The 12,800-nt window shown below is 63.5% G+C and carries 12 protein-coding genes; 3 read left to right on the forward strand and 9 right to left on the reverse strand.

Translation table 11 applies throughout. The features are described 5' to 3' along the window. Positions 1-30: 30 nt before the first annotated feature. From ASB57_RS31735 to metE, 7 genes are all read right to left on the reverse strand, one after another. A complete protein-coding gene (locus ASB57_RS31735; protein WP_255362030.1) occupies positions 31-153 on the reverse strand; it encodes a hypothetical protein in 123 nt (40 codons plus the stop codon). Next, on the reverse strand, positions 150-860 hold the full coding sequence (locus ASB57_RS12520) for a TerC family protein (protein WP_057652531.1): 711 nt from the start codon (positions 858-860) through the stop codon (positions 150-152). The genes ASB57_RS31735 and ASB57_RS12520 overlap by 4 nt, the downstream gene beginning before the upstream one ends. A 108-nt stretch (positions 861-968) precedes the next feature. Further along, positions 969-1,667 carry a TerC family protein gene (locus ASB57_RS12525; protein ID WP_057652532.1) on the reverse strand — a complete coding sequence of 233 codons (699 nt, stop codon included), beginning with the start codon at positions 1,665-1,667 and terminating at the stop codon, positions 969-971. 403 nt (positions 1,668-2,070) lie between these two features. Next, positions 2,071-2,952, reverse strand: coding sequence for a succinate--CoA ligase subunit alpha (gene sucD, locus ASB57_RS12530; protein WP_057652533.1), 882 nt, complete (start codon positions 2,950-2,952; stop codon positions 2,071-2,073). A gap of 21 nt (positions 2,953-2,973) precedes the next feature. Then, complete coding sequence (gene sucC / locus ASB57_RS12535; RefSeq protein WP_057652534.1) at positions 2,974-4,134, reverse strand: ADP-forming succinate--CoA ligase subunit beta; 1,161 nt, start codon at positions 4,132-4,134, stop codon at positions 2,974-2,976. A 10-nt stretch (positions 4,135-4,144) separates the two neighbouring features. Beyond that, complete coding sequence (locus ASB57_RS12540) at positions 4,145-4,744, reverse strand: DUF2889 domain-containing protein (protein WP_057652535.1); 600 nt, start codon at positions 4,742-4,744, stop codon at positions 4,145-4,147. 140 nt (positions 4,745-4,884) lie between these two features. Then, complete coding sequence (gene metE / locus ASB57_RS12545; protein ID WP_057652536.1) at positions 4,885-7,182, reverse strand: 5-methyltetrahydropteroyltriglutamate--homocysteine S-methyltransferase; 2,298 nt, start codon at positions 7,180-7,182, stop codon at positions 4,885-4,887. 112 nt (positions 7,183-7,294) lie between these two features. On the opposite strand from metE, the gene ASB57_RS12550 reads away from it, so the two are divergent. Further along, entirely contained in the window at positions 7,295-8,227 is a 933-nt protein-coding gene (locus ASB57_RS12550; RefSeq protein WP_057652537.1) for a LysR family transcriptional regulator, read from the forward strand. A 92-nt stretch (positions 8,228-8,319) separates the two neighbouring features. Here ASB57_RS12550 and recX read toward each other — a convergent pair whose 3' ends face one another. Both recX and recA read right to left on the reverse strand, forming a co-directional pair. After that, entirely contained in the window at positions 8,320-9,069 is a 750-nt protein-coding gene (gene recX / locus ASB57_RS12555; RefSeq protein WP_057652538.1) for a recombination regulator RecX, read from the reverse strand. 6 nt (positions 9,070-9,075) lie between these two features. After that, positions 9,076-10,140 carry a recombinase RecA gene (gene recA, locus ASB57_RS12560; protein WP_057652539.1) on the reverse strand — a complete coding sequence of 355 codons (1,065 nt, stop codon included), beginning with the start codon at positions 10,138-10,140 and terminating at the stop codon, positions 9,076-9,078. A gap of 267 nt (positions 10,141-10,407) precedes the next feature. Between recA and ASB57_RS12565 the strand changes: the two genes are divergently transcribed. After that, positions 10,408-11,097 carry a response regulator transcription factor gene (locus ASB57_RS12565; protein WP_057652540.1) on the forward strand — a complete coding sequence of 230 codons (690 nt, stop codon included), beginning with the start codon at positions 10,408-10,410 and terminating at the stop codon, positions 11,095-11,097. A gap of 145 nt (positions 11,098-11,242) precedes the next feature. Beyond that, on the forward strand, positions 11,243-12,586 hold the full coding sequence (locus ASB57_RS12570) for a sensor histidine kinase (protein ID WP_156414382.1): 1,344 nt from the start codon (positions 11,243-11,245) through the stop codon (positions 12,584-12,586). Positions 12,587-12,800: the final 214 nt, after the last annotated feature.

Below are 12,800 nucleotides of genomic sequence, written 5' to 3' on the forward strand. Positions count from 1 at the left end.
TTGCCCCCGTCCGGCCTCGGGTACCAGCAATCAGGAGAAGCTGGCGGCAACCACCGTCGCGATCACGCCCAGAATGGCGAGGACGAACAACCCTTGCAGCAGGCTCAAGCCGCTTTCGGATTGTTGGAGGTTGGTGGATCTACGCAGACTCATTGCAGGGCTTCCTTGGAGACGACCTTACGGCTGGCAAGCCAGCGTCCCAACAGGACAACCAGCAGCGCGCCGACGATTTCAGCCCCCAATTTAACCATACCGGGCTGCTCCCCGAAGTTGCGCGTGATCAAAACATCGGTGACCAGCATGCCGCCGGCGATCCAGCCCAGCAAGGCCGCGCCCAGGGTGATGACCAGCGGATAGCGGTCGATCAGCTTCAGCACCAGGGTCGAGCCCCAGATGATGATGGGAACGCTGACCAGCAGGCCGAACACGACCAGGCCGATCTGGTGGTCGGCATGGGCGCCCTGCGCCGCGCCGGCGATGGCGATGACGTTGTCCAGGCTCATGACGAAGTCGGCAATGATGATGGTCTTGATCGCCGTCATGATGGACGTGCCGCCCTTGACCTTGTCATGGGCATCGTCTTCCGGGATGAGCAGCTTGACGCCGATCCACACCAGCAGCAGGCCGCCGACGATCTTCAAGGCAGGGATGTTGAGCAGGGTCAGCGCGAAGGCGATGAGCACGACGCGCAGGATGATGGCGCCGGCCGTACCCCAAAGAATGCCCTGCATGCGCTGTTTGGGCGCCAGGTTGCGACAAGCCAGCGCGATGACAACGGCGTTGTCACCCCCCAGCAGGATGTCGATCATGATGATCTGGAAAACTGCCGCCCAACTGAGCGTTTGGAAAAATTCAAGCACGTTACTACCCCCGAAACATGATGCGTTGCTGCCAGGACGGCGAAGCCGTCACCCCGTCGTTTTGCTAACGACGGGGTTGGACCACGAATCAGGATTGTAGTTCAGCTTTCAGTCAGCTTTGCGTCGGGCGATAAGGATTTTCCCTAGGGCCAGCACCAACAACGCACCCGCCACACCAACCATAGTGGCGAAATTGTGCTGTGTCACGCCCAGCGCCGAGTCGATCCGGGCTATCGGTTCCTGCAAAGCGGGATCCCCTACCAGCAGTTCGCCGGCAATGAAGCCCAACAGCGCCGCGCCCACCCAGACGATCAGGGGGAAGCGTTCGATGACCTTCAACAGCAGCGTGCTGCCGAAAATCACCAGCGGGATGCTGATGGCCAGGCCCAGCACCAGCAAGGTCGTATCGCCCATGGCGGCGGCGGCCACGGCCACCACGTTGTCCAGGCTCATGACCAGATCGGCGATCATGATGGTGCGGATCGCCGTCATCAACGAGCCGTGCGCCTTGCCGTCACCTTCATCTTCGTCTTCCGGCAGCAGCAGGGTGACGCCGATGTAGACCAGCAGCACCGCGCCGATCAGCTTCAGCCAGGGCAACAACAGGAGCTTGGCGGCGACCAGGGTCAGCACGATACGCATGACGATCGCGGCGGCGGAGCCGATCGCGATGGCCCTTTTCTGCTGCTCGGGCGGCAAAGACCGCGCCGCCAGTGCGATAACGACGGCGTTATCGCCCGACAGAAGAATGTTTACCCAGATGATTTGCAGCAATGCGAGCCAGAATGCAGCTTGTGTTAATTCCATACCCCTCTTTCCTCGGATCCCCCGAAGTTGTTAATGCCGATAAATGTGATTGAAGTGCGCTGACCGCCTTGTGCGAGCAATAGCAGGTTCTTTATAGGTGCGCGATTGTGCCGGCATTATAGAGAGCTGAAAGCAAATATTCAGCTGATTGTCGGCTATATGGAGGGTAAACGTGGGGTTTTTGCGGGAGTTGACGGAAGGAAAACGACTTTTCCTTTCATTATGCTGAACCAAAGCTTAAAAATCCTGTCGACCGCATCCATAATATGGACAGAAATTCCAAGTCTTCGATGATGATGCATGCGGAATAATTCCACCACGCGAAAAAAAACCCGCCACCAGGGCGGGTTTTGCATGAAGGCCGATCGCGGACCGGCCTTCATTCGACAAGGCGTCGTTCGGCTTACAGCACCGACTTCAGCAGCTTGCCCATTTCCGACGGGTTGCGGGTGGTGCGAATGCCGCAGCTTTCCATCACTTCCAGCTTGGCGTCGGCGGTATCGGCACCGCCCGAGATCAGCGCGCCGGCGTGGCCCATGCGCTTTCCCGGAGGAGCGGTAACGCCGGCGATGAAGCCGACCACCGGTTTCTTCATGTTGTCCTTCGCCCACAGCGCGGCGTTGACTTCATCCGGACCGCCGATTTCGCCGATCATGATGACGGCGTCGGTGTCGGGATCGTCATTGAACAACTTGAGCACGTCGATGTGCTTCAGGCCGTTGATGGGATCGCCACCGATACCGACGGCGCTGGATTGGCCCAGGCCCAGTTCGGTAACCTGACCCACGGCTTCGTACGTCAGCGTGCCGGAGCGGCTGACGATGCCGATGCGGCCCTTGCGGTGGATGTGGCCGGGCATGATGCCGATTTTGATTTCATCGGGCGTGATCAGGCCGGGGCAGTTCGGGCCCAGCAGCAGCGTCTTGCTGTTGATGGCCTTCATGCGGTTGCGCACTTCCAGCATGTCGCGGACGGGGATGCCTTCGGTAATGCAGATGGCCAGGTCCAGTTCGGCTTCAACAGCTTCCCAGATCGCGGCGGCGGCGCCGGCGGGCGGCACGTAGATCACCGAAACGGTGGCGCCGGTGTCGGCCTTCGCTTCCTTGACCGAAGCGAAGATGGGGATACCTTCAAAGTCCTCACCCGCCTTCTTCGGGTTCACGCCGGCCACGAAGGCGGCTTTACCGTTGGCGTAGTCGCGGCACATGCGGGTGTGGAACTGACCCGTCTTGCCCGTGATGCCTTGGGTGATGACTTTGGTGTCCTTGTTGATCAAGATCGACATTTATGAATCCTTGGCTATATCTTATTTGACGGCGGCAACGACTTTGGTGGCCGCTTCGGCCATGGTGTCGGCGCTGATAATGGGCAATCCAGAGTCGGCGAGCATCTTCTTGCCGAGTTCTTCGTTGGTGCCCTTCATGCGGACGACCAGCGGAACGCTCAGGTTGACGGCCTTGCACGCGGTGATCACGCCTTCGGCGATCACGTCGCAGCGCATGATGCCGCCGAAGATGTTGACCAGAATGGCCTTCACGCCCTTGTTCTTGAGCATGATCTTGAAGGCTTCGGTGACCTTCTCGGCCGTGGCGCCGCCGCCGACGTCCAGGAAGTTGGCCGGCTCGCCGCCGAACAGCTTGATGGTGTCCATGGTGGCCATGGCCAGACCGGCGCCGTTCACCAGGCAGCCGATGTTGCCGTCGAGCTGGATGTAGGCCAGGTCGAACTTGCTGGCTTCCACTTCAGCGGGATCTTCTTCGTCCAGGTCGCGGTAGGCGACGATTTCCGGATGACGGAACAGGGCGTTCGGGTCGAAGTTGAACTTGGCGTCCAGGGCGATGACGTTGCCCTTGCTGTCGCGGTTCAGCGGGTTGATTTCGACCAGCGAGGCATCCGTTTCCATGTAGCACTGATACAGCTTCTGGAGGATGTCCACGGTCTGGGCGGTCGAGTCGGCGGGCATGCCGATGGCGTCAGCCACCTTCTTGCCCTGCTCGGCGGTCAGGCCGGCCAGCGGATCGATGTATTCGGTGACGATTTTTTCCGGCGAGGAGTGAGCCACTTCCTCGATGTCCATGCCGCCTTCGCTCGAAGCGATCAGGGCGACCTTCTGCGTGGCGCGGTCGGTGACCAGCGACACGTAGTATTCCTTCTGGATGTCGGCGCCGTCTTCGATGTACAGGCGATTGACCTTCTGGCCTTCCGGGCCGGTCTGGTGCGTCTTGAGCTGCATGCCCAGGATTTCGCCGGCCAGCTTGCGCACGTCATCGAGCGAACGGGCCAGCTTCACGCCACCGCCCTTGCCGCGGCCACCCGCGTGAATCTGCGCCTTGACGACCCAGACCGGTCCTCCCAACTTCTCCGCGGCTGCCACGGCTTCGTCGACGGAGAGAGCGGGAATACCGCGCGGCACGGGGACGCCAAATTTCTTCAGCAGTTCCTTGCCTTGATACTCATGGATTTTCATGTGTTACCTGTCAGGTCGTATGGGATAAAAAAGTAGGGTCTGAGGTGGCTTGGTCGGCGTTGTCATCGCCAACGTACCACTTCGGGTAATGCGTCTGGACCACGGGGCCCGTGACGTCGAGCGCATGGCAGCCATCCAGCTGGAACGGCCGCTTCTGCGATGTCTGGGCGTGCTCACGGCGCCGGCCGGCCATGGCCTGCACCGCGGCGGTGGGCAGAACCAGGGACAACTCGGACATGTGAGTACAGCCCTGCACGCGGCCAAACCTTTCCTTGACGCTCTGACGAAAATTTTTCACCAGATTCATGCCCACCAAGTCCTGGTAGGCCGCTTCGATGCAGGTGCAATGCTCGCCATAGGGGGCGGCATCGTAGGCAGCCTGCGCCGCGACGATGGTATATCCGCCGTCGATGGTAATACGCAGGTGCATGTGGTGTATAGGGCGACCGGCGGGCATGACCGAGCCGTCGCTCCTCTTGAAATCGTAATCCTTGACGTCGATGAGCTCCGCTTCGATATCCCAAAGGCTATCGTCACGCGCATAGCCCTGCACACGGATGGACCGTGTATGCAGCGGGGTGCGCGAGGTATCCGGAGGCGGCAAAGGCATGCGGTTCGACCAAGGTCAGGTTGTTGCAAGGCAACAAAACCTGAAAAGTATAACGCAGGGCGCATTGCATAAAAAATGGGGCGGAACCTGCCGGTTTCCGCCCCTCGGAATTAAGGGTGAATCAGGCGCCGACGCCCGGCTCAGGCCGCCTCGCGCAGCTTGCGCGCCGCGTCGACCATGCTCAGCAGCGCGGCCTCGGTTTCCGGCCAGGCGCGCGTCTTCAAGCCGCAGTCCGGATTGACCCACAGGCGCTCCTTGGGCAGGCGCGCGGCCGCCTTGCGCATCAGGTCGACCATCCAGGCCACTTCCGGCACGTTGGGCGAGTGGATGTCATAGACGCCGGGGCCGATGTCGTTCGGGTAGCGATAGTCCTCGAAGGCCTTGAGCAGCTCCATGTTGGAACGCGAGGTCTCGATGGTGATCACGTCCGCGTCCATCGCGCCGATCGATTCAATGATGTCATTGAACTCCGAGTAGCACATATGGGTGTGGATCTGCGTATCGGCCCGCACGCCGCTGGTGGACAGGCGGAAACAATCCACCGCCCAGTCCAGGTAGGCGCCCCAGTCGGCGCGGCGCAGCGGCAGGCCCTCCCGGATGGCCGGCTCGTCGATCTGGATCACGCGGATGCCGGCCTGCTCCAGGTCGACCACTTCGTCGCGCAAGGCCAGCGCCAGCTGGCGGCACGTTTGCGCGCGCGGCTGGTCGTCGCGCACGAAGGACCACTGCAGGATGGTGACGGGGCCCGTCAGCATCCCCTTGACGGGCTTGTCGGTCAGCGATTGCGCGTAGGCCGACCAGGCCACCGTCATCGGCGCGGGACGGGCCACGTCGCCGAAGATCACCGGCGGCTTGACGCAGCGCGAGCCGTAGCTCTGGACCCAGCCATTCCTGGTGAAGGCAAAACCGGCCAGCAGTTCACCGAAGTACTCGACCATGTCGTTGCGCTCGGGCTCGCCATGCACCAGCACGTCCAGGCCGACCTTCTCCTGGAAGCGGATGACCGTCTCGATTTCCTTGCGGATGGCCGTTTCATAGGCCGAGTCGCCAAGGGCGCCGGCCTTCCAGTCGCGCCGCAGCGCGCGGATTTCCGGGGTTTGCGGGAAAGAGCCGATGGTGGTGGTCGGATAGGCCGGCAGCTTCAATTCGGCTTGCTGCCGGGCGATGCGGTCGCTGAAGGCCTCCCGTTCCAGCTTGACCGTGGCCGACGCGGCCAGACGTTCGCCGACGGCGGGGTTGTGGATGCGCGGCGACGCAGCGCGCGCCTGCAAGGCGGCGCGCTGGCCGGCCAGCTTTTCGCGCACGGCGGTGTCGTTGTTGCCGTCCAGGGCGCGGCCCAGCACGCTCAGTTCATCCAGCTTCTGTACGGCGAAGGACAACCAGCTCTTCAGTTCGGCATCCAGTTCCGTTTCGAAGGCCAGGTCGACCGGTACGTGCAGCAGCGAGCACGACGGCGCCAACCACAGGCGCTCGCCCAGCCGTTCGCGCACGGGCGCCAGCGTCTGCAGGGCCGCGTCAAGGTTGGTACGCCAGATGTTGCGGCCATTGATCACGCCGGCCGACAGCACCTGGTCGGCGCGCAGGACGCCAGCCACGGCGGCCAGCTGCTCAGGGGCGCGGACCAGATCCACGTGCAGGCCCGCGACGGGCAAGGCGGCGACGGTCGGCAGATTGTCCTGGACGCCATCGAAGTAGGTCGCCAGCAGCAGCTTGACCGGCGCCTTGGCCAGTTCGGCGTAGACGCGACCATAGGCGGCGCGCCAGGCGTCCGGCAGGTCCAGGGCCAGGATCGGTTCGTCGATCTGCACCCATTCAACGCTCAGCTCGGCCAGGCGCTCCAGCACGTCCGCGTAGACGGGCAACAAGGCGTCCAGCAAGGCCAGCTTGCCCGCATCGCCGGCACCGGCGCCAAAGGCGTCGCCCTTGCCCAGCCACAACCAGGTCAGCGGACCCGGAATCACCACCTTGGCGGCGTGGCCCAGCGACTGGGCCTCGCGCACTTGATCGAACAGCGCGGTGCGCGCCACGCGGAAGGTCTGCTTCGGGGTCAGTTCCGGGACGATGTAGTGGTAGTTGGTGTCGAACCACTTGGTCATCTCGCAGGCGGCGGCGGGTGCACCGGTCGGCGCGCGGCCACGGCCCATGCGGAACAGGGTATCCAGGGTGACGGGCTGGTCATCGTTCTGCGCGAAGCGCGCGGGGACGGCGCCCAGCAACGTGGTCCATTCCAGGATGTGGTCGTACCAGGCGAAATCGCCCACCGGCACGAAGGCCAGGCCGGCGGCGGCTTGCAGCTTCCAATGACGGGCGCGCAGCTCACGGCCCGTGCTTTCCAGTTCTTCCTGAGTCGACTTGCCGGCCCAATAGGCCTCGACCGCACGTTTCAGTTCGCGTTGGGCACCGATACGCGGGAAACCCAGATTATGAATGATCGTCATGATTTCCAGAAATAAAGAGAGGCCCGTTCAAGTTCAGGTATTGTGCGCCCGATGCAACTTGAGGCAAAATCAATCTCTGCATTAATTTCATGAAATCAGTTCATATAAATCCATGCTCGAAATTCGCCACCTGGAAACCCTGGCCGCCATCCGCGACGGCGGCAGCCTGCTGGAAGCCGCCGAGCGCCTGCACCTGACGCAATCCGCCCTGTCGCATCAGCTGCGTGAGCTGGAAGCCCGCCTGGGCACGCCCTTGCTGAACCGCCGCACCCGGCCCGCGCGCCTGACCACGGCGGGACTGCGCGTTCTGGCCTTGGCCGACGACGTGCTGCCGCGGATGCGCGCCACCGAGCGCGAGCTGCAACGGCTGGCGGCCGGACGCACGGGCCGCCTGCATATCGCCATCGACTGCCATTCCTGCTTCCAATGGTTGATGCCGGCCCTGGATGCTTTCCGCCTGCAATGGCCGGAGGTGGCGCTGGACCTGTCGGCGGCGTTCTCGTTCGCTCCCCTGCCCGCTCTGGTGCGCGGCGACCTGGACCTGGTGATCACGTCGGACCCGCAACCACTGGAAGCGCTCGAATACGAGCCGCTGTTCACGTATGAAGTGGTGCTGGCCATGTCGGAAGCCAACCCCCTGGCTAACGCGCGCTATGTGCAGCCGGAACAACTGGCTGATCAGATCCTGGTCACGTATCCGGTGGACAAGCAGCGGCTGGACGTGTTCACCCGTTTTCTCGACCCCGCCGATGTTGAACCGGCCGGGGTGCGCAAGGCGGAACTGACGCCCATCATCGTGCAATTGGTAGCCAGCAACCGTGGCGTGGCGGCCTTGCCGAACTGGGCTTTGACCGAATACCTGGACCAGGGCTGGCTGCGCGTGAAACCGCTGGGGCCGCAAGGGGTCTGGAGCACGCTTTCAGCGGCCGTGCGTTCCGAGGATATGGATGCGCCCTATATCAGGGACTTCTTGAAGATCGCGCGCGATGTGTGCTTCCGCAATTTGACGGGCATCAAGGCCGCGCCGCGGGATAACAAGGGCTGAGGGCGAGGGCTAAGCGCTGCGCGCTTGCGGCTGCCGCTGCGGTTGTAGTTGTAGTTGTAGTTGTAGTTGTAGCTGCCGCTGTGGCGGCTTATCTACTCTTCATCATCACCATCGCCCAGGATGCGGCGTATGACATCGTGGGCGAAGCCACGGCTGGCCAGGAAGCGGGCCTGCTTGGCATAGGCGGCGCGGTCGGCCGGCCGCTCGCCGAAGCGCTTGTCCCACACGGCGCGGGCACGTTCGTATTCGGTGGCGCGCAGGTTGTCGCGCAACTCGCTGACCTGATTTTCGTCCACGCCTTTGGCGCGCAGTTCCTGCACGATAAGCGCGGCGCCTTGGCGGCCGGCACGCCGATGGACCAGACTGTGCGCAAAGCGCTCGGTGGACAACCACCCTTCCCGCTCCAGATCGTCGAGCGTCTTTTCCAGGTCGTCATCGGCCTCGACATACGAGGCCAGCTTGCGCGCCAGTTCCGTGCGGGCGTATTCACGGCGGGACAGAAACCCGACCGCACGTGCCTTCAGGCTGGGGCCACGGCGCGTTTGAGCGCCAGCAGCCTGCGTGGGCGCAGCCTTGCCGTCCACGGGCACAACGGTTTCGAATTGATCGTCTTCGGCTGAATCAGCACGAGCGGATGTGCTGCGCGACGCGGATCGCGTCCGTGACCGCGAGCGTAGCTCAGACGTGCGGGTATAGGTCTCGCCGGCATCGGCGTCTTCAGCACCACCGGCGCCGGAGGACTTCCCCCGGGCCAACTGCTCGAAGCCGCCGTCATCGTCGTCATCAAAACCGCCGGACCGCCCGGCCCGGCGCGGGCGTGAAGGTCCGGCGCCCCAGCTCATGCTGGATCAATCCTCTTCGGCTTCCGCCTCGCTGGCGGCGAAGGTATTGGCACGAGCGACGATGCCCTGGTTCTCGCGCACACGGTTTTCGATTTCGAAAGCCATTTCCTTGTGCTCTTTCAGGTACTCGCGCACATTGTCCTTGCCCTGGCCGATGCGTTCGCCGCTGTAGCTGTACCAGGCACCCGACTTGTCCACCACGCCGGCTTGCACGCCCAGGTCGATGATTTCGCCTTCGCGCGAAATACCCGTGCCGTACATGATGTCGAATTCGGCCTGCTTGAACGGCGGCGCAACCTTGTTCTTGACGACCTTGACGCGGGTTTCGTTGCCGATGACCTCGTCGCCCTTCTTGATGGAGCCGATACGACGGATGTCCAGACGGACCGACGAATAGAACTTCAGCGCGTTACCGCCGGTGGTGGTTTCGGGGTTGCCGAACATCACGCCGATCTTCATACGGATCTGGTTGATGAAGATCACCATGCAGTTGGTGCGCTTGATGGTGGCGGTGAGCTTGCGCAGTGCCTGGCTCATCAGGCGGGCCTGCAGGCCGGGCAGCGAATCGCCCATTTCGCCTTCGATTTCCGCCTTGGGCACCAGGGCCGCCACCGAGTCGATGACGATCAGGTCGACCGAACCGGAACGCACCAGCGCGTCGGTGATTTCCAGCGCCTGTTCACCGGTGTCGGGCTGCGAGATCAGCAGGTCCGTCAGGTTCACGCCCAGCTTGGAGGCGTACTGCACGTCGAGCGCGTGTTCCGCGTCGACGAAGGCGCAGGTGCCGCCGATTTTTTGCATTTCAGCAACGACCTGCAGGGTCAGCGTGGTCTTGCCCGACGATTCCGGACCGTAGATTTCCACGACACGGCCACGCGGCAGACCACCGACGCCCAGGGCGATGTCCAGGCCCAGCGAACCGGTGGAGACGACCTGGATATCGTGCGATACCTCGTTGTCGCCGTAACGCATGATCGAACCCTTGCCGAACTGCTTTTCGATCTGCGAGAGCGCGGCGGCCAATGCCTTGGCTTTTTCGGCGGCGGCGCCCTTGCTGTTTTTGTCGTCCATTAGGTGTCCTGTCTGAGTCCGGATGGTGATTTGCGAGCTGGCGGGCGGTGGAGGCCCGTTTGGCGAATGCTGGATTATGGCATTGGATTCTACTGGACAAAAACCCAGTGTAGCAAGTCCATCCTGCCTTGCCCGCCAGGGTGTTGCCTCCATGTCACCCCTGTATTGCTCGCGTATTCCCGATATGGGCAAGCCCGGCGCCCCATGCCAGAATCAGCCTACCCCCAGGCTGCAACCTCCAATAACCAACACCTGCGAGCCCGGTTCATGCGTATTTTGATTGCTGAAGACGACAGCATCCTGGCTGATGGACTGTCGCGCTCATTGCGCCATGGCGGCTACGCCGTGGATGCGGTACGGGACGGCATGGCCGCCGACCTGGCGCTGAGCGCCCAGGCCTTCGACCTGCTGATACTCGATCTAGGCCTGCCCCAGTTGGCCGGCCTGGAAGTGCTGCGCCGGCTGCGTTCGCGCAATTCCCATCTGCCGGTGCTGATCCTGACCGCCGCGGACAGCGTCGAACAGCGCGTCAAGGGCCTGGACCTGGGCGCCGACGACTATATGGCCAAGCCTTTCGCCTTGTCCGAGCTGGAGGCGCGTGTCCGCGCCCTGACCCGGCGCGGCGCCGGCGGCGGCGCCACGCTGGTGCGGCACGGCCGCCTGGTGTTCGACCAGACTGGCCGCGTGGCCATGGTCGACGACCAGACGCTGGACCTGTCGGCGCGCGAAGTCAGCCTGCTGGAAATCCTGCTGATGCGCAGCGGCCGCATGGTCAGCAAGAACCAGCTGGTGGATCACCTGTGCGAATGGGGCGAGGAAGTCAGCACCAATGCCATCGAGGTCTACGTGCACCGCCTGCGCAAGAAGCTCGAACCCAGCGGCGTCAAGATCATGACGGTGCGGGGCCTGGGCTATTGCCTCGAACGGGAACCCGGTGCGAGCTTTCTCCCGAACTGACCGCGCCGCGCGCAAAGCCGCACAAGCTGACGCGACACCCGCGCCGGCGTTGAACCAGGAGGCGCTGGAGGTCCTGCGCGCCGGCGCGCGCGGCCCCAGCTTTCGGCCGCCGCGCCGCTCCCTGCTGGGCGAAATTCTCGACTGGATGTTGGCGCCGCTGTTCCTTCTATGGCCCATGAGCGTCGCCATCACCTATGTGGTGGCCCAGCACATCGCCGACGTGCCTTACGACCGGTCCCTGGCCAACACCGTGAATCTGCTGGCGCACCAGGTGCGCGTGGTGGACGGCAAACCGGCCTTGCCCATGAACGACACGCTGCGGCAGGCTTTGCGGGCCGACGAGACCGCCAGCCTGTTCTGGCTGGTGGTCGACGGCCAAGGCCGCTATGTGGCGGGTGACCGTGGCCTGCCCCTGCCCAAGGGCGTGGGCACGGGTGAACCCGGCGCTGTGCGTTTCGACGACGACAGCTTGCGCGGTTTCGCCATCCGGGTCGCCTACACGCGCGTCGACACCGGCGCCGGGCAAACGACGGTGCTGGTGGCCGAGACCGGGGAAAAACGCGCGCAACTGGCCAACGAAATCATCAAGGGCGTGATCATCCCGCAGTTCGTGGTGCTGCCCATTGCCGTGCTGCTGGTGTGGTTCGGGCTGTCGCGCGGCGTCGCTCCGTTGAACGCCCTGCAGCAGCGGCTGCGCGCGCGCCGGCCCGACGACCTGTCACCTATCGACGACCGCGCCGCGCCGACCGAAATCGCGCCCCTGGTCGGCGCCATCAACGATCTGCTCGATCGATTGTCGGCCACGGTGCAGACCCAGCGCCGCTTCGTCGCCGACGCCGCGCACCAGTTGAAGACGCCGCTGGCGGGCCTGCGTACGCAGGCCGAATTGGCGCTGCGCGATGCCAGCGCCGATGAAATGCAGGCCAGCCTGCGCCAGCTGGTGACCGGCTCCGAACGCGCGACCCGGCTGGTGAATCAACTGTTGCTTCTGGCCCACGCCGAGAACCCGGCCGCGGTGGGCATGACGCCCCTCGACCTGGCCGACCTCGCACGCGAACACACGACGCAATGGACGCCGCAGGCGCTGTCCCTGCGCACCGATCTGGGCTTCGAGGATCCCGATGGCAGGGTCTTGATCAGCGGCAATCCCATTCTGCTGGGGGAGCTGCTGAACAACCTGCTGGACAACGCGCTGCGCTACACGCCGCGCGGCGGCCGCATCACTGTCCGGGTGCGGCACCAGGGCGAATTCGCGCTGCTGGAAGTGGAAGATTCCGGCCCTGGCATCCCGGTGGCCGAGCGCGAACGCGTCTTCGACCGTTTCTACCGCGTGCTGGGCACACCGGCCGACGGCAGTGGCCTGGGCCTGGCCATCGTCCGCGAGATCGCCAGCAAACATGACGCGTCCGTGACCATCACGGACAACCCCGACGGAACCGTCGCCAGCGTCGGCACACGCTTCACCGTCACCTTTCCGCTACCCCAGTAAGCGCGCCGTCCCATCGTTCGGGCGGCTGGACGCGGAGCGCATCTGCAACATCTCGGGGAAGCTGAATTACATAAAGAAACATTTTTAATATGACGTCTTACAAAAACGTCAGTCCCCCGTCAGTCTCGAGTCCTAAGGTCCAGCCTAACCCGGATTGATAACCGTTGACCGGGAAAGAGCACGGCGCTTGAGCGCCGGCCATCCTTCGAGGAGA

Source organism: Bordetella sp. N (genome assembly GCF_001433395.1).
Classification (GTDB): Bacteria; Pseudomonadota; Gammaproteobacteria; order Burkholderiales; family Burkholderiaceae_B; genus Bordetella_C.

Coding starts and splice junctions, on each gene's coding strand:
- ASB57_RS12565 (WP_057652540.1), top strand. CDS start 10,408: ATGCGTATTTTGATTGCTGAAGACGACAGCATCCTGGCTGATGGACTG.
- recX (WP_057652538.1), bottom strand. CDS start 9,069: ATGAGCTGGGGCGCCGGACCTTCACGCCCGCGCCGGGCCGGGCGGTCC.
- ASB57_RS12525 (WP_057652532.1), bottom strand. CDS start 1,667: ATGGAATTAACACAAGCTGCATTCTGGCTCGCATTGCTGCAAATCATC.
- ASB57_RS12570 (WP_156414382.1), top strand. CDS start 11,243: ATGTTGGCGCCGCTGTTCCTTCTATGGCCCATGAGCGTCGCCATCACC.
- recA (WP_057652539.1), bottom strand. CDS start 10,140: ATGGACGACAAAAACAGCAAGGGCGCCGCCGCCGAAAAAGCCAAGGCA.
- metE (WP_057652536.1), bottom strand. CDS start 7,182: ATGACGATCATTCATAATCTGGGTTTCCCGCGTATCGGTGCCCAACGC.
- sucD (WP_057652533.1), bottom strand. CDS start 2,952: ATGTCGATCTTGATCAACAAGGACACCAAAGTCATCACCCAAGGCATC.
- ASB57_RS12550 (WP_057652537.1), top strand. CDS start 7,295: ATGCTCGAAATTCGCCACCTGGAAACCCTGGCCGCCATCCGCGACGGC.
- ASB57_RS31735 (WP_255362030.1), bottom strand. CDS start 153: ATGAGTCTGCGTAGATCCACCAACCTCCAACAATCCGAAAGCGGCTTG.
- sucC (WP_057652534.1), bottom strand. CDS start 4,134: ATGAAAATCCATGAGTATCAAGGCAAGGAACTGCTGAAGAAATTTGGC.
- ASB57_RS12540 (WP_057652535.1), bottom strand. CDS start 4,744: ATGCCTTTGCCGCCTCCGGATACCTCGCGCACCCCGCTGCATACACGG.